The sequence below is a fragment of the Mesorhizobium loti R88b genome, assembly GCF_013170845.1.
GTDB lineage: Bacteria > Pseudomonadota > Alphaproteobacteria > Rhizobiales > Rhizobiaceae > Mesorhizobium > Mesorhizobium loti_B.
The window spans coordinates 5,033,692-5,053,737 of the sequence record NZ_CP033367.1 but is presented as its reverse complement, the minus strand read 5'-3'; the positions used below and the strand labels follow the sequence as shown (position 1 = coordinate 5,053,737).

General features: G+C 63.0%; 18 protein-coding genes. 8 read left to right on the top strand and 10 right to left on the bottom strand.

Annotation, left to right across the window (positions count from 1 at the left end; translation table 11 throughout):
- Window positions 1–147 precede the first annotated feature (147 nt).
- The gene (locus tag EB235_RS24810) at window positions 148–1,518 is read left to right on the top strand and encodes a Ppx/GppA phosphatase family protein (protein WP_027028457.1); all 1,371 of its coding nucleotides are present in this window, start codon (window positions 148–150) and stop codon (window positions 1,516–1,518) included.
- Window positions 1,519–2,304, top strand: coding sequence for an RlmE family RNA methyltransferase (locus EB235_RS24805; protein WP_027028458.1), 786 nt, complete (start codon window positions 1,519–1,521; stop codon window positions 2,302–2,304).
- Window positions 2,305–2,319: 15 nt separating this feature from the next.
- Here EB235_RS24805 and EB235_RS24800 read toward each other — a convergent pair whose 3' ends face one another.
- Complete coding sequence (locus EB235_RS24800; protein WP_027028459.1) at window positions 2,320–3,741, bottom strand: MFS transporter; 1,422 nt, start codon at window positions 3,739–3,741, stop codon at window positions 2,320–2,322.
- Window positions 3,742–4,040: 299 nt separating this feature from the next.
- On the opposite strand from EB235_RS24800, the gene guaB reads away from it, so the two are divergent.
- Genes guaB through EB235_RS24785 form a run of 3 tightly spaced genes read left to right on the top strand, consistent with a single transcriptional unit; the run spans window position 4,041 to window position 6,562 of the window.
- A complete protein-coding gene (gene guaB / locus EB235_RS24795) occupies window positions 4,041–5,543 on the top strand; it encodes an IMP dehydrogenase (protein WP_027028460.1) in 1,503 nt (500 codons plus the stop codon).
- The gene (locus EB235_RS24790; protein ID WP_080680684.1) at window positions 5,494–6,117 is read left to right on the top strand and encodes a hypothetical protein; all 624 of its coding nucleotides are present in this window, start codon (window positions 5,494–5,496) and stop codon (window positions 6,115–6,117) included. Before guaB ends, EB235_RS24790 begins: the two co-directional genes overlap by 50 nt.
- A 25-nt stretch (window positions 6,118–6,142) precedes the next feature.
- Window positions 6,143–6,562, top strand: coding sequence for an MAPEG family protein (locus EB235_RS24785; protein ID WP_027028462.1), 420 nt, complete (start codon window positions 6,143–6,145; stop codon window positions 6,560–6,562).
- Between the two features lie 7 nt (window positions 6,563–6,569).
- On the opposite strand, the gene EB235_RS24780 is transcribed toward EB235_RS24785, so the two are convergent.
- The 8 genes from EB235_RS24780 to EB235_RS24745 form a co-directional block, all read right to left on the bottom strand.
- Window positions 6,570–7,604, bottom strand: a complete 1,035-nt coding sequence (locus tag EB235_RS24780) for an acyltransferase family protein (protein ID WP_027028463.1) — start codon at window positions 7,602–7,604, stop codon at window positions 6,570–6,572.
- A gap of 13 nt (window positions 7,605–7,617) precedes the next feature.
- On the bottom strand, window positions 7,618–8,769 hold the full coding sequence (gene rnd, locus EB235_RS24775; protein WP_027028464.1) for a ribonuclease D: 1,152 nt from the start codon (window positions 8,767–8,769) through the stop codon (window positions 7,618–7,620).
- Between the two features lie 77 nt (window positions 8,770–8,846).
- A complete protein-coding gene (locus EB235_RS24770) occupies window positions 8,847–10,088 on the bottom strand; it encodes an MFS transporter (protein ID WP_027028465.1) in 1,242 nt (413 codons plus the stop codon).
- Window positions 10,089–10,308: 220 nt separating this feature from the next.
- On the bottom strand, window positions 10,309–10,719 hold the full coding sequence (locus EB235_RS24765; RefSeq protein ID WP_027028466.1) for a hemin receptor: 411 nt from the start codon (window positions 10,717–10,719) through the stop codon (window positions 10,309–10,311).
- A 103-nt stretch (window positions 10,720–10,822) separates the two neighbouring features.
- Window positions 10,823–11,830 carry a LacI family DNA-binding transcriptional regulator gene (locus EB235_RS24760; RefSeq protein ID WP_032926154.1) on the bottom strand — a complete coding sequence of 336 codons (1,008 nt, stop codon included), beginning with the start codon at window positions 11,828–11,830 and terminating at the stop codon, window positions 10,823–10,825.
- 152 nt (window positions 11,831–11,982) lie between these two features.
- Complete coding sequence (locus EB235_RS24755) at window positions 11,983–12,996, bottom strand: alcohol dehydrogenase catalytic domain-containing protein (RefSeq protein WP_027028468.1); 1,014 nt, start codon at window positions 12,994–12,996, stop codon at window positions 11,983–11,985.
- Window positions 12,997–13,027: 31 nt separating this feature from the next.
- A complete protein-coding gene (locus EB235_RS24750; protein WP_027028469.1) occupies window positions 13,028–13,798 on the bottom strand; it encodes an L-iditol 2-dehydrogenase in 771 nt (256 codons plus the stop codon).
- A 215-nt stretch (window positions 13,799–14,013) separates the two neighbouring features.
- On the bottom strand, window positions 14,014–15,333 hold the full coding sequence (locus EB235_RS24745; RefSeq protein WP_051429545.1) for an ABC transporter substrate-binding protein: 1,320 nt from the start codon (window positions 15,331–15,333) through the stop codon (window positions 14,014–14,016).
- A 301-nt stretch (window positions 15,334–15,634) separates the two neighbouring features.
- Here EB235_RS24745 and EB235_RS24740 point away from each other — a divergent pair, with 301 nt between their 5' ends.
- Both EB235_RS24740 and EB235_RS24735 read left to right on the top strand, forming a co-directional pair.
- Window positions 15,635–16,615 carry a tagatose kinase gene (locus EB235_RS24740; RefSeq protein WP_027028471.1) on the top strand — a complete coding sequence of 327 codons (981 nt, stop codon included), beginning with the start codon at window positions 15,635–15,637 and terminating at the stop codon, window positions 16,613–16,615.
- Window positions 16,615–17,895: a D-tagatose-bisphosphate aldolase, class II, non-catalytic subunit gene (locus EB235_RS24735; RefSeq protein ID WP_027028472.1), complete on the top strand. Its 1,281-nt coding sequence runs from the start codon at window positions 16,615–16,617 to the stop codon at window positions 17,893–17,895. The genes EB235_RS24740 and EB235_RS24735 overlap by 1 nt, the downstream gene beginning before the upstream one ends.
- A 31-nt stretch (window positions 17,896–17,926) precedes the next feature.
- Here the strand turns inward: EB235_RS24735 and EB235_RS24730 are convergent, their stop codons facing one another.
- Window positions 17,927–19,165: an MFS transporter gene (locus EB235_RS24730; protein WP_027028473.1), complete on the bottom strand. Its 1,239-nt coding sequence runs from the start codon at window positions 19,163–19,165 to the stop codon at window positions 17,927–17,929.
- Between the two features lie 110 nt (window positions 19,166–19,275).
- On the opposite strand from EB235_RS24730, the gene EB235_RS24725 reads away from it, so the two are divergent.
- On the top strand, window positions 19,276–20,034 hold the full coding sequence (locus EB235_RS24725; RefSeq protein WP_027028474.1) for a DeoR/GlpR family DNA-binding transcription regulator: 759 nt from the start codon (window positions 19,276–19,278) through the stop codon (window positions 20,032–20,034).
- Window positions 20,035–20,046: the final 12 nt, after the last annotated feature.

The window sequence follows — 20,046 nt, the reverse complement described above, 5'->3', positions numbered from 1 at the left end:
GAAAAGGCGTTTCGCGCCCCAGTCGGCAAAATTCAGCCGCGGCTCTTGGTGATCGGGCACAGCGCTGTTACTCTGGCGGCAACTTGAAACATGCCAAAGCGCCTGCTGCGTCCGTCATCGGTTCGCGCGGCGCCGGAAGGAACGACAGTGGAAGACCGCGACACCGGCGCAGGCGCGCCGGAGGTGGGCGCGTCCAGCGCTTCCCTAGGGCCGTCAGGCTCGGGGACAGCCGGTTGGCAGCAACGCCGCCCGACGGAGCCTCGCTCCGCCGACGGGCAGGCGGGCGACGCAACCCGTCACCAGAAGGGCAAGCCCAAGAAGCGGCGCAAGCGAAGGCGTGGGCGCAAGGTTTTTGCGCGCGACGAAGCCCCCCAGGACAATCGATCGCCAAGTGACAATCGATCGCCAGGTAAACCGGCTATTCCGGCTTTGGAGTCGAAGCAGCCGACGGCGCCAGTGATCTCGCCCGTCGCTCCCGCACCACGCCCTGAACAGGGCACCCGCCGGCCGCCGATGCACGAGCTTCCTGTTTTCGCGGCCCTCGATCTCGGCACCAACAATTGCCGGCTGCTGGTCGCGGTGCCGACACGACATGGCCAGTTCCGTGTCATCGATGCCTTTTCGCGCATCGTCAGGCTGGGCGAGGGGCTCACCGCCAGTGGCCGGCTTGGCCAGCCGGCGATGGACCGCGCGGTCGAGGCGCTGAAGATCTGCGGCGACAAATTGCGCGGCCGCAAGATCAGGAAGGCCAGGCTGATCGCCACCGAAGCCTGCCGCACAGCCGAAAACGGCGTCGAGTTTCTCGATCGCGTCGAGCGCGACGCCGGCTTGAAGCTCGAGATCATCGACCGCCAGACCGAAGCGCGGCTGGCGGTTTCCGGCTGTGGCTCGCTGGTCGAGCGCGACACGCAAGGCGTCGTGCTGTTCGACATCGGCGGCGGTTCGTCCGAAATCGCGCTGATTGACCTCACCGGGCGCCGGTCGCCGCGGCTCGCCAACCACATCGTCTCGTGGACGTCGTTGCCGGTCGGCGTCGTCTCGTTGGCCGAGCGCTTTGGTGGCCGCACGGTGACGCGCGAAATCTTCAACGCCATGGTCGACGATGTCGCCGGCCGGCTGGCCAGCTTCGACGGTCGCGACCGGCTGAGCCACCTCAAGGCCAGCCCCAATTTCCATCTGCTCGGCACCTCTGGCACGGTGACGACGCTGGCTGGCGTCCACCTCGATCTCGAACGCTACGATCGCCGCCGGGTCGACGGGCTGTGGATGGACCGCGACAGCGTCGACCGCATGGTCGAGAGGCTGGTTGGTTGGGACTTTCAGCAGCGCTGCGCCAACCCTTGCATCGGCGCCGATCGTGCCGATCTGGTGCTGGCCGGTTGTGCTATATTGGAAGCGATCCGCGCGGTGTGGCCGTCGGAACGGCTGCGTGTTGCCGACCGTGGCCTGCGCGAAGGCATATTGAGCGAGCTGATGGCCGATGACGGCGTCTGGCGCAATGATGGGCGTGGCCGTTAAATGACCAAGAAACCGGAAAAACCAGGCTCGGCCAGCATTCGCGTGCTGAAGACGCGGATCAAGAAGAAGAGCGGCCTGAAGGAATCGTCGCGTCGCTGGCTGCAGCGCCATATCAACGATCCCTATGTCCAGCGCTCCAAGGCCGATGGCTACCGCTCGCGCGCGGCCTACAAGCTGATCGAGATCGACGACAAGCATCATCTGCTGAAACCCGGCATGAAGGTCATCGATCTCGGCGCCGCCCCCGGAGGCTGGTGCCAGGTGGCGGCCGCGCGCACGAAATCGACGGCCGACGAGCCCCACGTTATCGGCATCGACTATCTCGAAATGGATGCCGTGCCCGGCGCACCGGTGTTGTTGATGGATTTCCTCGATCCCGAGGCACCGCAAAAGCTGGCCGAGGCGCTGGGTGGCGATCCCGATGTCGTGCTGTCCGACATGGCGGCACCGACGACCGGCCACAAGCGAACCGACCACATCCGCACCATGCATCTGTGCGAGGTGGCGGCTGATTTCGCGCTGTCCGTGCTGAAGCCAGGCGGACATTTCCTGGCCAAAACCTTCCAGGGCGGCGCCGAAAACGAACTGCTCTCGATGCTCAAGAAGAATTTCCGCTCGGTGCACCACGTCAAGCCGCCGGCGTCACGCGACGAATCGGTCGAGCTTTATCTGCTGGCGAAGGATTTCAAGGGGCGAGAGCCCGGTCCGCCGTCAGGCGGATCGGAACGTCCAGTGGACTCGAGCGCCCGGAGCCATAGCCAAGGGCCGGAGGACGACGAGGACTAGCATCGAGCGGGGTGGTTATTTCCCCGCCGTACTCACCGGCTCCAGCGTCTTGGGTGTGGTCAGCCGGCCATGACCGGACACGGCGTTGCCGGCATCGGGCGCCATCCGCATGAACGACAGCGCCGCAAGCGCCGAAATGGCGGCGACAATGAAGAAGGCGGTATGGAAATCCGCCAGCATCAGCGATCCGCCGTGAATGCTCGTCGACACTTCCAGTATGCCGCCGGCAACCGCGACGCCGAGCGCGATCGACAGTTGCTGGAAGACAGCAGTGATCGGCGTCGCCTTGCTGGTGTCCTCGGCCGAAACCTCGGCATAAGAGAGCGCATTGACACCGGTGAAGAACATCGAGCGGATGAAGCCGCCGACCAGAAGCACGGCCAGCATCAGCAGATAGGGTGTATCGGGCGTGAAGAAGCCGTTGATGGCGATCGACGCCGCGGCGACCAGGGAACCCACGATCAACACGCGGCGAAAACCCGCGACGCGGAAGATCAGCGCGGTTACGAATTTCATGCCGATGGCACCGATCGCCGAGACGAAGGTGATCATGCCGGACTGGAACGGCGTCATCCCGAAGCCGATCTGGAACATCAGCGGCAGCAAGAAGGGCACGGCGCCGATGCCGATGCGAAACAGCGAGCCGCCAAGCACGGAAGAACGGAACACCTGGTTGCGGAACAGTTCGAGCGCCAGCAGCGGGTTTTTGGCGCGGCGCGCGTGCATGAGGTAGAGCACGCCCGACACCAGGCCGACGGCCACGGTGATAAGGCCGGTCGCCGGCGGCAGATAGGGCAGGCTGACCACCGACAGGCCGAACACCACGCCGGATGCCGCCAGCCCGCTCAAGACGAAGCCGATGAAATCGAGCGGCGGCGTCTCCATCGATTCGGTCTCCGGCAGGAAACGCGTCGCCAGCCAGATGCCGATCAGGCCGATCGGCACATTGATCAGGAAGATCCAGTGCCAGGTGAAATAGGTGGTGATGAAGCCGCCGATCGGCGGGCCTACCAGCGGTCCGACCAGCGCCGGTACGGTCAGCCAGGACATGGCGGCGACAAGTTCACTTTTCGGTGTCGCGCGCACCAGCACCAGGCGTCCGACCGGCGTCATCATGGCGCCGCCGATGCCTTGCAGGAAGCGTGAAACCACGAAGGCAGGCAGCGAGCCGGAAAGGGCGCAGGCGACCGAACCGGCGATGAAGACCGCGATCGCGGCGCGGAAAATGTTCTTGGCGCCGAAGCGGTCGGCCATCCAGCCACTGATCGGAATGAAGATCGCCAGCGAGACGAGATAGGCGGTCAGCGCCAGTTTGAGCGCGATCGGGCTGGTGTGGATGTCGACGGCAATCGCCGGCAGCGATGTCGCAATGACGGTCGAATCCATGTTTTCCATGAAAAGTGCGACCGCCAGTATGAGCGGGATGGTGCGATTCACGAGTGTGCCCGTTTCAAAATTTTTCTCGGCCCAATTCTCGTTCAAAACGGGGGCAAGCCGATACATGGGGGCGGTTATCACGACTGGCCACCAGTGTCGTGTTAATTTGCTGTCACTTTTGTGCGACCGCAACGACGGGTGGCACAATCAACTGTTCGAAGACGCCGTTGTGCAACGCAACGATCGGCTTTTCATCGGCGTCGCGACGTGGTACCAGCCAGCGCCAATCCTGAAAGGGAATAACGAGTCGGCGCTGTCCATCACGGTCCAGCGCCTTTCATGCATTCTAAGGACTGGCCATGGCAAAAATCATTGAAACGTCCACCGGCGCTCTGGCGCTGACTTTTGACGACGTGCTGCTGCAGCCGGGTCATTCCGAGGTCATGCCTGGCGAAACCGATGTGCGCACCCGCATTGCCGGCGACATCGACCTCAACGTGCCGATCCTCTCAGCCGCCATGGACACCGTCACCGAGGCGCGTCTTGCCATCGCCATGGCGCAGGCCGGCGGCATCGGCGTCATCCACCGCAATTTCTCGCCGGCCGAACAGGCCGAGCAGGTTCGGCAGGTCAAGAAATTCGAATCCGGCATGGTGATCAATCCGGTTACCATCGGCCCCGATGCCACCCTTGCCGACGCGCTGTCACTGATGCGCACTTATTCGATCTCGGGCATTCCGGTGGTCGAGAATGGCGGCACCGGTGGCCAGAAGATCGGTCGGCTGGTCGGCATCCTGACCAATCGCGACGTGCGCTTTGCCTCCGACCCGGCGCAGAAGGTCTACGAGTTGATGACCCGTGAGAACCTGATCACGGTCAAGGAGAATGTCGACCAGGACGAGGCCAAGCGGCTTCTGCACCAGCACCGTATCGAAAAGCTCGTCGTCGTCGACAAGCAAGGCAATTGCGTCGGGCTGATCACCGTCAAGGACATCGAGAAGTCGCAGCTCAACCCACACGCCACCAAGGATGCACAGGGACGCCTGCGCGCAGCGGCCGCCACCAGCGTCGGCGATGACGGTTTTGAACGCGCCGAGCGCCTGATCGATGCAGGCGTCGACCTTCTGGTGATCGACACCGCTCATGGCCACTCGCAGCGTGTGCTCGATGCCGTCACGCGTGCCAAGAAGCTTTCCAATTCGGTCCGCATCCTGGCTGGCAACGTCGCCACCGCCGAGGGCACGCAGGCGCTGATCGACGCAGGCGCCGACGCCGTCAAGGTCGGCATCGGCCCGGGCTCGATCTGCACCACCCGCATCGTTGCCGGCGTTGGCGTGCCGCAGCTTTCGGCCATCATGTCGGCGGTCGAGACGGCGCACAAATCAGGCGTCTCGGTGATTGCCGATGGCGGCATCAAATATTCCGGCGATCTCGCCAAGGCGCTCGCCGCGGGCGCAAGTGCAGCCATGATCGGTTCGCTGCTGGCTGGCACCGACGAAAGCCCGGGCGAGGTCTATCTGCATCAGGGCCGCTCCTTCAAGGCCTATCGCGGCATGGGCTCGGTCGGCGCCATGGCGCGCGGCTCGGCGGACCGCTACTTCCAGGCCGAGGTGCGCGACACGCTGAAACTGGTGCCGGAAGGCATTGAAGGGCAGGTTCCCTACAAAGGACCTGTGTCCGGAGTGCTGCATCAGCTTGCAGGCGGGCTAAAAGCCGCTATGGGTTATGTCGGTGGCCGCGACCTTGCCGATTTCCGCGAACGCGCCACCTTTGTGCGCATATCCAACGCCGGACTTCGTGAAAGCCACGCCCATGACGTCACGATTACCCGCGAAAGCCCGAACTATCCCGGCGGAGCCTGAACAATACGGGCTCGGGCGTAGCCTGACCGCGACGATCCTGCGGCTGTCGCGTCACGCGGCGGCACTTTGTTTCCTGTCGGCGGCGGTTTTCGCCGCCATGACGCTGCTGGAATTCTTCTATTTCCGCCAGTTGAGCGGCGGCTTGCCGTCGCTCGACATGCGCTATTTCGGCTTCACGCCCGACGAAGGCATGGCCTGGCTGACAGCGCTCGGCCGGCGCGGCAGTGAGATCATCCTGGTCTGGCACTACCTGACCTTCGACCTCTTGTTCCCGGCGTTGTTGTCGCTCACGCTGGTCAGCCTGATCCTGGCCACCGGCCGGCGCCTGAGGAATTTTCGGGTGCTGCCGGGGCAGGTGCAGTCGATCTTCGCGCTGGTGCTGGTGCTGCCCTATACGATCGCCGACTATGCCCAGAACATCGCCGTGGCGCGGTTTCTGTCGGATTTCCTGTACGCCAACCCGGATTCGCTGTCGTTCGCCTCGGCGCTGATCGTCACCAAATTCGCGTTGTTCGCCATACCGGTCATCGTCATCGCGATTTTCGCCTTGGTGGGCCAGAAACGCCAGGCTTGATGCCCAACAGGGCCGAGGGAATCCTATGAACCAGACCAGTATTTTCTGGCCGATGTTGGCGCATGTGCTGCTGATCTACATCGTCTACTGCGTTCTGGGCCGTCGCCGATACGGTGCGGTCAAGTCAGGCGAGGCCAAGGTCGGCCAGTACAAGGTGCGCTCGACTGAGCCCGCGTCCAGCGCCACGGTTGCCGCCAATCTCGTCAACCAGTTCGAACTGCCGGTGCTCTTCTACGTATTGTGCCTGACACTCCACGTCACCAACGGCGTCAACTATCTAACCCTGGCACTGATGTGGATTTTTGTCGCCTCGCGCTATGTCCATGCCTGGGTTCACCTGACGAGCAACAATCTGCTGCTGCGCAACCGCTCTTTCGTCGTCGGCGCGGTGGTTATCCTGCTCGGCTGGATCTGGTTCGCGCTGCACCTGCTTGGCGCCGTCTGAGATAGGGTCACGCGGGGGTTGCGGTCCTCGACATCAAACGTGCCGCATAGATTTCGATCCTCCGTCGAAATCTATGCTCGACCGCCCATGCGACGAACGCAGCAACGGCCACCACGATGCAGAACGCTGTGCCGATCCGGAGATACGGGGAGCCGATCCAAGGAGCCAGCCATCGTATCACCGCGACACCGACATTCTGGTGCAGAAGGTACAGGGGATAGCTGATCAAGCCAATGTAACTCACGCCTCGCCAGATCTTGATATCGCGCAACTGGACCCCGATGACACCAAGAATTGAAAGCGCCATGACCCAGGCACTGAATGCTGAGCCGCCCCACAGCTTGATGACGGCCACGAGGCACCCGGCCATCACGACCATCTGTACTGCCCGGGTCGATCGCCTCGCCGCGATGCCCATCAAAAAGAACAGGCTGTAGGGGAAGAAAAAATACGGCGTGGCGATGCCCTTGAAGGGATAGATCAAGGCCTGATGGTCTCTCCACAATCCTGAAAACTGCGCAATTGCGCCCAGAACGGTAAAGCCGGTGAAAAGGGCGAGGACGCGATTTGGCCAGAGATAGAAGATGAGGCCGAACACAAAGTAGAATTTTGCTTCCTCGAGCAGCGACCAGTAGGCGCCGTCGACAAGCGGCGTTGGAACAAAAAGGGCTACCCAGCTTGCGTTTTTCAGGCCATCGAGCGCTGAAACCTCTCTGCCTGGAAGACCCAAGGCCGCAACCACGACAAGTGTGATTGCGATACAGGCGATAAGCGCCGGCTCTAGCCGCGTAAATCTCCGCAGCCAGAACATCCACACGGTTCCAGCCCGCTCGGCTGTCATCGCGATACAGTAGCCGCTGATAATGAAAAAGAGGAAGACACCAACCACCCCTGGCCACGGCAGCTCCATCTGGTGATCGAACCGGATGTAGTCGGGAGGAAAGCGAGACGTATAGTGGAAGATCAGAACCAGCATGACGGCGATTGCACGCAAGGCGTCAATCGCCTCGTATCGCCGGTTCTCGTCCTGATCCGAACCCATCGGCCAGAAGCCCCTACAGATCGAACACCGCTATCTTGCGTTTGTCGAACTTGATGCCGATCTCGCCGCGGACCAGCTTAAGGGCCGCCTCGCCGAACACGGCGCGCCGCCAGCCCTGCAGCGCCGGCACATCGGCCTCCTCGCCTTCGGCCGCGATGCGGTCGATGTCATCGCTGGAGGCCAGCACCTTCGAGGCCACGCCCTGTTTTTCGGCGACGATCCGCAGCAGCACTTTCAATAGCTCCGCCGCCGCGCTTGAACCTTCCGGCGGCTGGAAATTCTTCGGCAGTTTCGGCATCTGCTCCTTGGGCAAGGCCAGCGCCGTATTGACCGCGCCAAGCAAGGCCGTCGCAGTCGAGGAACGCTCCCAGCCTTTTGGCGTGGTGCGCAGCTTGCCAAGGGCTGCCGCATCGCGCGGCGCCTGTTGCGCCACTTCGTAGATCGCGTCGTCCTTGAGCACGCGGCCGCGCGGCACGTCGCGCTCGCGCGCCTCGCGCTCTCGCCATGCCGCCACGGTCTGCACGATCGCCAGTTCCTGCGGCTTGCGCAACCGCATCTTCAGCCGCTTCCAGGCGTCTTCGGGATGTGGATCGTAGGTCTCGCGCGATGTCAGGACATCCATTTCCTCATTCAGCCAGTGGGCGCGGTTTTCCCGCTCCAGCTCGGCGCTGAGGTGCTGATAAACCTCGATCAGATGGGTGACGTCGGCCAGCGCATAGTCGAGCTGCTTGTCGGAGAGTGGCCGGTGGCGCCAGTCGGTGAAGCGCGACGACTTGTCGAGCCGCGCCCCGGTGATGCGCTGCACGAGCTGGTCGTAGGAAACACTGTCGCCGAAACCGCAGACCATCGCTGCGACCTGAGTGTCGAAAACGGGATGCGGAACGAGATCGCCGAGATGGACGATGATTTCGATGTCTTGCCGTGCGGCATGAAAGACTTTGACCACCGCCTCGTTGGCCATCAGCCGGAAGAATGGTGCCAGGTTGATATCAGGTGACAGCGGATCGATCAGCGCCGTCACGCCAGGTGCGGCCATCTGGATCAGGCACAGGATCGGCCAGAAGGTCGTTTCGCGGATGAATTCAGTGTCGACGGTGACGAAATCCGACTTTTCGAAAGCGGCGAGAACGGTCTCGAGTTCTTTCTGGGTGGTGATGACGTGCATCAAATCGCTTTTGGCAGGAGTAAGGTCTTCCTAGATTTCAGCCGGCGGCGCTTTCGTCAAGCTTTGGGGCTCCATCATCAGCTTGCCGGGCCATCGGAATCACCATTCCGCCTGGCCAGCCGCGCAAAAACGGTCGAGGTGCGCAACAGCGCGGTGAATCGGCTTCGCTTGCCAGCCGGCACACCGGACCGGGCTTGCATGCGGTAGAGGATGACGGCGATGAAGACCGCATAGACCATGGCGCTGAACACGAACAGCGCGCTCGGCCCGAAATGCTGCATCGCGGTGGAGGCAGCGAACGGCCCGCCAATGGCGCCGAAGGAATAGAACAGCATCAGCGCAGCGTTGATCAGCACGAACTGGCCGGTGTCGGCGCGGTCGTTGGAATGCGCCGCCGACAAGGAATAGAGCGGCATGGCGAAACAGCCGAAGATGAAGATGATGATGAAGTTGAGCAGTGGATTGCTGCCGGCGATGAACACCAGCGCCAAGGCTGAAAGCATCGCGCAGCAGGTTGTGATCAACAGCACCCGACGCCGGTCCCAGCGATCGGAGAGATAGCCGAGCGGATACTGGATGATGGCGCCGCCAAAGATGCCGACGCTGACGAAGGTGACGACATCGGCAACCGACATGCCGATCTGCTCGGCATAGACCGGCGATAGCGTGCGGAAGGCGCTGTTGGTGACGCCGACGGCAATGCAACCGAAACAGCCGAGCGGCGAAATGCGCCAGACGCGCGCCAGGTCGAGCTTGACCTCCTCGGGCGGCGTCGGGTTGGAGCGATCGCCGAGCGAGACCGGCACCAGCGACAGCGTGATCATGATCGACATGATGGCGAAGATAGTGAAGCCGCCGGCGCCGAAGACCGGGATCAGGAACTGGGCTGATGTCACCGAGCCGGTGTCGACCATCCGGTAGATCGCCAGCACGCGGGCGCGATCGTGATTGCTGACACCGGAATTCAGCCAGCTCTCCACGATCGTGAACAGCCCGGCGAAGCAGAAGCCGCCGGCAAAGCGCACCGCGCACCACATGACGGGATCAAGAACCAGCACCAGGAGCAGCGTGCCGACCGAAGCGATCGCGGCCAACGCCGAAAATGCCCTGATATGGCCGACCGCCTTCATGATGCGGGTGATGGCCAGGCAGCCGAACAGGAAGCCGGCGAAATAGAAAGTGCCCATCAGGCCGATGTCGGAAGGGGAAAACCCTTCCTGTGCACCACGCAGCGCGATCAGCGTGCCCTGCAGGCCGTTACCGCCGAGCAGGATGCCTGCGGCGAGAAGGAGCGGGATCAGCGGGCGGATGGAGGACATGAAGAAGCAATCACGTATCGATGATACCTTCTTGAACCATCGCCTTGGTCAATACCAGCGGCATTTCCTCCCGCCAACAGGCAACGAACGAGATCGGCGCGGCCGGACGTGGCGATCGGCAAAGGCAGCATGCTTGCGTCCATTGGTGGTCGATCACCTCGCGCATCGCCTGCGGCTGTCAGCCTTGGGTTCGTAGGGGACGAACTGGGGGAGGAAGTCGTCAGTCCGCGGTGGAATTCAGCGACGTCGCATGGACGACGAACGCTTCGATATCGTCCTTTGAGTAGCCGAGAAGAGTGCCCTCCAGTCTCGCCAAATCATTCGATGTGAAGACATCGAAGGCTTCTCCGCTGCGGCACATCTGGGAAATCAGCAGGCTGAGCTTGCAGCGCCATTCCTCTGTCGGCAGGCAGTAGCGGCGCTCTTCAATCGAGGTCCCAGGATCAATGTTGGAGAACTTCAGGATAAGGCCTTCTTCGACAAACGGTTCAAAGGCCGCGTCGCCGATATCCTCGATATCCATACCTGGTTCGGCGGCGAACAAGGCCATCGGCTTGTCGCCTTGAAGCATCAGTTCCAACTCGCGGCCGTTATGTGGCCCAATGCCCGGTGGGAGAGTGCGTTTTGGCACGGGACGTCTCCAGATCGCCTGATAACTTCGTTCCCTTGGCAAGCACTTCTGGCGGCAATGCGCCAAGTGTTGCCGATCCCGCCTTCAAGATCGCCGAGAGCGCTCAGGCCGAGCTTCGCAGCATGAGTTCGGCGTTGAGCAGGATGCGCCCGCTGCCTGGCTTGGCCGAGGATTCCTCATCCAGCCTCTCCAGGAGGAGTTCGATGGCCAGGCGGCCGATCTCGTTGTAGTTCTGCGCAACGGTGGTGATCGGCGGGCAGGCGTAGCGCGACAGCGGATGGTCGTCGTGTCCCGCGACCCGCATGTCGCAGTCCGAGCCGTGGCCCACCTTCAGGCCCAGCTGATAGGCGGCCGCGATGACGCCGAAGGCGACACGGTCATTGGCGCAAAGCACTGTCTTGGTGGCAAAGCCCTCCGCCTTCAGGATGCGAAGCGCTTCATCATAGCCGAACTTCTCGAAATCCCATGATCGTGCATCGGCGACGGGCACGATTTCAGGCGTCATCTTGAACTGGTGCATGGCCTCGACATAGGCGTCCTGTCTGGCCGAGGCGTTGTTGTTGACCAGTGGCATGGCGAAGTAGCAGGGCGGCTCGCCGGACCGGCAGAGATAGTCGACGATCAGCCTGAAACTCTGCCTGTTGTCGGTGCCGACGAATGAGGAGGTCTCGTCAAGCGGCGAGTCGACATAGATCAGCGGGATGCTTGATCCGAGTTCCGCGAGAATCCGGTGGTGGGACTGCACGCCGAGCGGCGCGATGATGGCGCCGGCAATGTTCATCGACCTGAATGTCTGGATCGCCTGGTCTTCCATCTCGGCATGTCCGTCGGAAGACAGCACAAATGCCAGGAACCCGGCTTCATTGGCGATCGTTTCGATGCGGCGCGTCAGCGCCATGTAGAACGGATCCGTCGAATTCGGAATGATGACGCCGAGAATGTTGCTGCGGCGGCGGTTGAGATTGACGGCGAACATGCTCGGCCGGAAGCCAGACTTCTTTTGCGCGGCCTCGATCACGTTCCGGGTGTTTTTCCGCACCGAGCCGGGGTCGTTGAAATATTTGGAAACGGTGGTGCGAGACAGGCCGACAAAGGCTGAGAAGTCCTCCATCGTCCTTATCGTCTTTGCCATCCGTGAGCTCCTTGTTCGAACTGCCGTCGCCACTGTCTACTTGAGTCACCTTTTGGCGGAAAGGAGGAGGAATGGGCTTTCCAGGTGCAGGAGCCTGCCTATGACCCATCGGCGCGGCTGTGCCCTTGAAATTATAGCTCCGCTGAAAACTGCACTTTCATTGTCGCCGGGTCGCCGCTGCCTTTGGCCAGGAAAGGCAGCAGTTCGGAAAGCGGCAGCTGGTGGCTGACAAGCCGCGCCATCGTGCCGTCGTCGCGTTTGAGGATATCGAGCGCCTGCGGGATGTTGCGGTTCAGCGAATGCGACCCCGCCAGTCTGATCTGCCGGCGGAAAATCTCGAATGGGGCGACCGAGATCCTGGCATCGGGCGCGCAGACGCCGAAGACCAGGGCTGTGCCGCCATCGGCGGTGAAGCCGATCATGCTTTCGACCACCTTGGCGACACCGGTGGCATCGGCGACGAAATCGAAGCCGCGCGCCCGCGCCGCCAGTGCCTGCGATCCGGACACCAGCGGTTCCAGCCCGAGCGTCTGCGCGAATGCGAGCCGCTGCTCGCTGATGTCGGCAACGGCCACGCCTCCCACGCCCTTGGCCTTGAGCGACAGCGCCAAAAGCAGGCCGATCGGCCCGGCGCCGAAGACCAGCGCGGTGCCGGGTACGCTCTTGCCGGCCTCGACGCCGGCGGCACTGAGACCGTTCAGCACGCAGGCGAGCGGCTCGGCCAGTGCCGCCGTGGCGAAGCCGAGGTCGCCGATGCCGTGCAGATGATCGACCGCAACCAGGCTGAACTCGGCGAAGCCGCCATTCTCGGTCACGCCATAGGCTTTCAGCGAGGCGCACAGATTGGTCAGGCCTTTCCGGCAGGCAGGACAATGCCCGCACGGGATGTTGGGATCGATGGCGACCCGGTCGCCGGCCTTCACCGCCACGACATCGTCAGCGACCGCCTCGACGGTGCCGGCATATTCATGGCCGGGAACCAGCGGAAACGCGCCCACGCCGTAGCGGCCATGCAGCACCTCGATGTCGGTGTGGCAAAGCCCGGCCGCGCGTACGCGTACCAGGGCGTGTCCGGCCTTGATGCCGGGCATTTCGAGGTCCGCCATGCCGGCGACACCGGCCGCGGCAAATCGTATGGCCTTCATGTCAGTCTCCCTTGATAATGCGCAACGAGCTTCAGCTCATCCAGTTGCCGCCATCGACATTGTAGGTCTGAGCCAGGATATAGTCGCTGTCGGAGGAGGCCAGGAATACGGCGAGCCCGGCAATGTCTTCGGGCTGGGCGAAACGGCCGATCGGGACGGACTTCGCCACCGCGGCCTTCTTCTCTCCCGGCTTCAGGCCCTCCCAGCGGGCAAAATGGGCATCGACGACGTCCCAGTGCTCGCCATCGACGACGCCGGGCGCAATGGCATTGACGTTGATGCCGTGCTTGACGAGCGCCAGCGCCGCCGACTGCGTTGCCGAGATGATCGCCGCCTTGGAGGCGCAGTACAGCGTCACCAGCGCCTCGCCGCGGCGGCCAGCCTGGCTTGCCATGTTGATGATCTTGCCGCCACGACCGCGCGCGATCATCACATTGGCGACCGCCTTCATCATGAACAGCGGCGCCTTGAGGTTGATGGCAAACACCCTGTCATAGCTGGCTTCAGTGATGTCTGTGATCGGCGCCATGTCGAAGATGGCCGCGTTGTTGACAAGGATGTCGATGCCGCCAAGCGTGCGGTCGACATCGGCAACAACCCTGTCGATCGCATCGAGGTCGGTGACGTCGAGCTTGACGGCGCTGGCAGCCGCACCGATCTCGGCGGCGGCCCGCGTGGCGCGCTCGATGTCGATGTCGGCAATCACCACCTTGGCACCTTCGCGCACAAAGGCTTGCGCGAAGCCGAGGCCAATGCCGCGCGCGCCGCCGGTAATGAGGGCAATCTTGTCTTTCAGTCTCATTTTGGGTTTCCCGAGTTTCTCGAAGATGGACCGCCACATGACGAGGGCGCGGCCTAACTAGCATGGCTCGTTGCACGCGCCGTTGAGGAAAGCACGGATCCGTTTTGGCGGATCCGTGCATCCTCCAGGCCTGTTACAACGGGAGGTTTTTCCAGGCCAGGATCGCCAAGGGCGGCACACGCTCCGCGGCTTGGCATTTTTTGGCTTGAGCCCGGCTATTTGATGTAGCCCGCCTCCGTCATCGTCTTCTCCACCGAGGACTGGGCGCCATTGAGCGCATCATCCACCGACTGCTGGCCGGTCACCGCGGCAGCGATCGCCTGGCCGACCTCGGTTCCGATGCCCTGGAATTCGGGGATGGCGACGAACTGGATGCCGGTGTAGGGAACCGGATCCTTGGTCTGCTTGGTCGGATCGGCGGATTCGATCGCCGAAAGAACCGTCGCGGCGAAGGGCGCTGCCTTCTGGTAGTCCGGGCTGGCATAGGTGGATTTGCGCGTCCCCGGAGGTGCCGCGACCCAGCCTTCGGTCTCGCCGACGCGCTGGACATACGCTTTCGAAGTCGCCCACTTGACGAAGGACTTTGCCACATCGGCCTTCTTGGTCGAGGTCGGAATGGCAAGGCTCCACGCCCAGCCCCAGGCAGAGCCATTTGGCGTGACCGCCACCGGCGCCTTGGCGAAGCCGACCTTGTCGGCGACCTTGCTTTGCTTTGGATCATAGACGCGACCCGCCGCTGACGTGGCATCGATCCACATGGCGCAATGGCCGGAAGCGAACAAAGTCTGGTTTTCGTTGAAGCCGTTGGAGCTTATTCCCGGAGGTCCATCCTTCTTCATCGTGTCGACGTACCAGCCGATCGCCTTCTTCCACGCGTCGGAGTTGATCTGCGGTTTCCAGTCCATGTCGAACCAGCGGCCGCCGAACGTGTTCACGAGCGTGCCGACAAAGGCCATGTTCTCGCCCCAGCCCGGCTTGCCGCGCAGGCACAGGCCATATTGCTCCTTCGACTTGTCAGTGAGCTTGTCGGCGAATTCCGTGATCTGGTCATAGGTCGGCTGTTCCGGCATCTTCAGGCCGGCGGCGTCGAACAGATCCTTGCGGTAGAGCGTGAAAGAGCTTTCGGCGTAGAAGGGCACGGCGTAGAGCTTGCCGTCGACCGTCAGGCCACTGCGTACCGGCGCGATCAGGTCGTCATAGTCGTAATCGTCGCCGAGATCGTTGAGCGAGGTCAGCCACCCGGCCTTGCCCCAGATCGGTGTTTCATAGCCGCCGATCGTCAGCACGTCGAACTGGCCGCCCTTGGTGGCGATGTCGGTGGTGACCCGCTCGCGCAGGACGTTTTCCTCGAGCACCACCCAGTTGACCTTGTTGCCGGTCGCCTTCTCCCATTCCGGCGACAGCTTCTGCATGATGATCATGTCGCCATTGTTGACCGTCGCAACCGTGATCTCCTCGGACATGGCGGCACCTGCCATCAGCGCTGAAGCAGCGACCGACACGGCGGCAATTCCAATAAACTTACCTCTCAGCATTTCGTCTCCTCCTTTACGAATGCGCATGTGTAAGTGAACATGCGTGTATATTTTATTGCGCTACAGGAAAGCCAAGTCAAGCGCATGATGGCCTGATTTTTGGCACCATGCTCCCATGCGGCACGGGGGCGTCCGTCATTTGAGGCAATCAGGAAAGCCGCGTGCGCGGAAACTAAGTGAACATGCGTGTAGTTTTTGTTGACTTCGGCCTTGCCGCGATTTACCTCGGCTGCGGACAGGCGCTATCGTGCAGTCGGCGCGCCGTAACCGGCGTGTGGCTGGGGGAGAAGGAATTGCAGGAATGAACCGCCGAAGGGAGATCGCCTCCCAATTTACGGGGCCGACGATAGTCGCCGGCGAAATCCTGGTCGAGATCATGGCAACGGAGCGGGGTCTCGGCTTCCTGGAGCCGCTGACGCTGATGGGTCCTTATCCGAGCGGGGCGCCGGCCATCTTCATCGACCAGGTCGCGAGGCTCGGCGGCGGCGCCGGCCTCATCGGCTGCGTTGGCCGCGACGATTTTGGAACCCTCAACCTGGAAAGGCTGAGGCGCGACGGCGTCGACGTCTCGGCCGTTGATGTCAACGACCGCTACCCCACGGGAAGCGCGTTCGTGCGCTACAGGCCGGACGGCGGCAGGGACTTTGTCTACAACATCGCCGAATCCGCCGCAGGGCAGATCCACCTTACTGCTGAGGCGCGCCAGCTGGCGGACAAGGCAGGCCATCTCCATGTCATGGGGTCGACCCTGTCAGTATCGGGGCTGAAGGAGATCGTCGCCTATGCCGTGAAGGCCGTGCGTGCCCGGGGCGGCTCGACCTCCTTCGATCCGAATGTGCGCAAGGAGCTGATCGACGGCGCCGACGGAGCGCTATTTTCCGCGCTGGTCGACGATGCGGATCTGCTGCTGCCTTCCGGCGACGAGCTGCTTGCCGCGGCAGGCGTCGACGACGAACGCCAGGCGGTGACGGCGCTGATCGCCAGAGGCGTCGGCGAGATTGTGCTGAAGCGCGGCGCTGCCGGTTCTACCCGTTTCGGCGCCGACGGCAGCAGGATCGACTGTGCCGGCTTCCTGGTCGAGGAAGTCGACCCCACCGGGGCTGGCGACTGTTTCGGCGCGACCTACCTGACTTGCCGGCGCAAGGGGATGGAGCCTGCCAAGGCGCTGTTCTATGCCAATGCCGCCGGCGCCCGCAACGTCACGCGGCGTGGGCCCATGGAGGGCCTTGCCGGCTTCGATGTGCTTGATGATTTCATTGCCGGAACACAGAGAGCGACATGATGGCCAATCCGCTTGCAACGCTCGCCTCCGCGCGCAGGAACGGATCGCCCTACGGCATCACCTCGATCTGCTCGGCCCATCCAACGGTGATCCAGACTGCGATCAGGCGTGCGGTCGCCGACAAGGAAGCCGTCTTGCTGATCGAGGCGACCTGCAATCAGGTTAACCAGTTCGGCGGCTACACCGGGATGACCCCGGACCTGTTCGTCGCCTTCGTGCTGGAGATCGCCAGCAAGGAAGGTCTCGACCCCCAGCGCATTATCTTTGGTGGCGACCATCTCGGGCCCAACCCGTGGCGTGCCGAGCCGGCCGCGCAAGCGATGAGCAAGGCCGAAGCCATGGTCACGGCCTATGTCTGGGCCGGCTTCAGCAAGATCCATCTCGATGCGTCGATGGGCTGCGCCGGCGAGCCGGCGGCGCTGGATGACGAGACCATCGCGACCCGGGCGGCGCGACTGGCCAAGGCGGCTGAAAAGGCGGCGCGCGCGCGCGGTGGCGCATTGCCGGTCTACATCATCGGCACCGAGGTTCCAGCGCCTGGCGGCGTCGATCACGCGATCAGCGAACTCAAGCCCACGCAAGCGGCGGCGGCCCGTCGCACCATCGAGGTGCATCGCGAGATCTTTGCCCGCGAAGGCCTGGCGGACGCGTTTGGCCGCGTCATTGCCGTGGTCGTGCAGCCCGGCGTCGAATTCGGCAGCCAGAACGTCGTCGCCTACAGACCGGAGGCATCGAAAGCGCTGACCGCGCTGCTCGATGAAGAGCCGTCGCTCGTCTATGAGGCACATTCCACCGACTACCAGAGCCGCGCGGCGCTGACCGCACTTGTCGGCAATGGCTTTCCGATCCTTAAAGTAGGCCCAGGCCTGACATTCGCCTTGCGCGAGGCGCTTTACGGGCTCGACCTGATCGCGTCCGAAATGGTTGCCGACTATGGCGACAGGTCGCTTGCCCGCGCGATGGAACGCATCATGCTGGCAGCACCCGGCCATTGGCACAGCCACTATCATGGCAGTGAAACGGGCCGCTATCTGCAGCGGCACTACAGTTACAGCGACCGCATTCGCTACTACTGGAGCAACCCCACCGCAGCCGTTGCCGTCGGCCATCTGCGCGAGGTTCTCACCGGCGTCAGCATCCCTGAAACGCTGATGCGGCAGTTCCTGCCGATGGTGCCGGCCATGCTCGGGCCGGCGGGAGATCCAAACGCCATTCTTCACGACGCGATCGGCCAGGTGCTGGCCGACTACGACGCGGCTTGCCGTGGGAACACCGCCTGAGCCCTTTTGCCCGTCACCTTGATGGGGCTATTTATCCCTCTGCGGCGCGCGCCAGTAGCTTGTCCGGCGTCGGTTCGAGCGGCTCGTCGGTCGGCGCCGCTGGTTTGCCAGCGGCCGGCCGCCGGCCAAGCGATCCTGCGGTCAGCAGGCTGAGGATAATGAACGGGATGCCGATGCCAAAGGCCGAGCGGATGCCCCAATGGTCGGAGACGAAGCCGAGCAGCGGCGGCCCAAGCAGGAAGGCAACGAAGGAGATCTGCGACAGCGCCGCGACATTGATCGACGCAGGCCGATCCGTCCGTTGAGCGGCGGCCGAGATCGCCAGCGGGAAGAGGGCGCTGGTGCCGATCCCCAGAAGGGCAAAGCCCAGCATGGAGACAAACGGCATGGGCGAGAAGAAGACAAGCAGCACGCCGGCCGCCATCAACACCAGCAGCACCCGCGCCACGCCGCTCGGCGAATGGCGGTCGACGAAACTATCGGCGAAGAAACGCGTGGTTGCTTGAGAAAAGGCGAACAGCGCCACCGTGAAGCCGGCGACGAAGGGGCCGGAGTCGAAGACCGTGCGCATATAGATCGCCGACCAGTCGATGCTGGCGCCTTCCATCAGCATGGCGGCGAGCGTTACTGCGACGAGGACAAGGATGGGCAGCGTCGGTCTTGCCAGCATGGGTGCCTTCTCGCCGGCGCTGGCGCCCGCGAAGCGACTTGGTGCTGGTTGGTAGCCCCCGAGGAACAGTGCCATCGAGATCGCGACGATCGGCACGATCAGCGCCAGATGCAGTTGCGGCGATACGCCGAGATGCCCGAGTGCGGCGCCAAACAGGCCGGCACCGAAAAAGCCCATGCTCCAGAACGAATGCGCACGGTTCATGATACGGCGCTTGACCAGGAATTCGGTCCGGTCGGCCTCGACATTGAGCATGATCTCGACGCTGCCGATCATCAGGCCGACTGGAAACAGCATCAGGAACAGCGCCAGCGGACCCGGCGCATGCACGGCGATGGCGTAGGCAAGCGCCAGCAGCGGGACCAGGGCAAGCAGCGCGCGGCGGAAGCCGACGCGCTCGAGCAGCGGCGCTGCCAGCGTCAGTGCCGTCAAGGTGCCGATCGGTGTTCCGATCAGGCTGAGGCCGAGCGTGCCGTCCCCGATACCCATGGCGTGCTTGATATCGGGCAGCCGCGGAAAGATGTTGCCCATGGCGAAGGAGTAGATCGCGAATCCGGCATAGACGCGGTGTTGAGGGGCAAGGTTGAGGCCAAAGCTCATCGCGGTGCTTTCAAGGGAGAGAGGCGGGGCTTTAAGGCAGCCCGATCAGCCACTTCTTGCACAAACGTGCAAAACATGCAAGAACGTGCACATAGAAATAGGATCAGGCAATGCTCACCGATCAACGCCACCAGCTTATCCGCGACCGTCTTGCGGCGGAGGGAAGCGTGGTGGCCGGCGAACTGGCGAGCCATTTCGGCGTTTCGGAAGACACGGTGCGCCGCGACCTCAGGGAACTGGCAAAGGCCGGACAATGCCGCCGCGTCTATGGCGGCGCGGTTGCATCAGCACCTTTCGCGACCATGCCGGTCAGCCTGCGCGCCAGCCATGCGGTCGAAGAAAAGACGCGGCTGGCCGGCGCGACCGTGGCATTGCTCGCGCGCGGACAGACTTTGTTCATCGACAGCGGCACGACCAATGCCGCGATCGCCAGGGCCATCCCGCGCGACCTCGATCTGACCGTCGCCACCAATTCGCTCGAAATTGCCTCGGTGTTGTCGGACCACGCCCTGATCGAGCTGATTGTGCTGGGCGGCAGGTTCGACCGCCACCTCGGCGCTTGCGTCGGCGCCGACACGCTTGCCGCCGTGGCGCAGCTTGGCGCGGATCTGTTTATTTTGGGCTCGTGCGGTCTCGATGCATCTCGGGGCGTAACGGCGTTCGATTCGGCGGAGGCCGAGGTGAAACGGGCGATGGCCAAGAACAGCGCCGGCATCGTCATCGCGGTCACCAACGACAAGCTGGCCACCGCAGCGCCTTATCGCGTCGCCGGAGCGGAGGCGATCCGCCACCTGGTGGTCGAAAAGACCGCACCGGCCGCAATCGTTGCCGATTTCGAACGCCAGGGCGCCGAAATCCATTTCGCCTGAACGCTCGGCGGC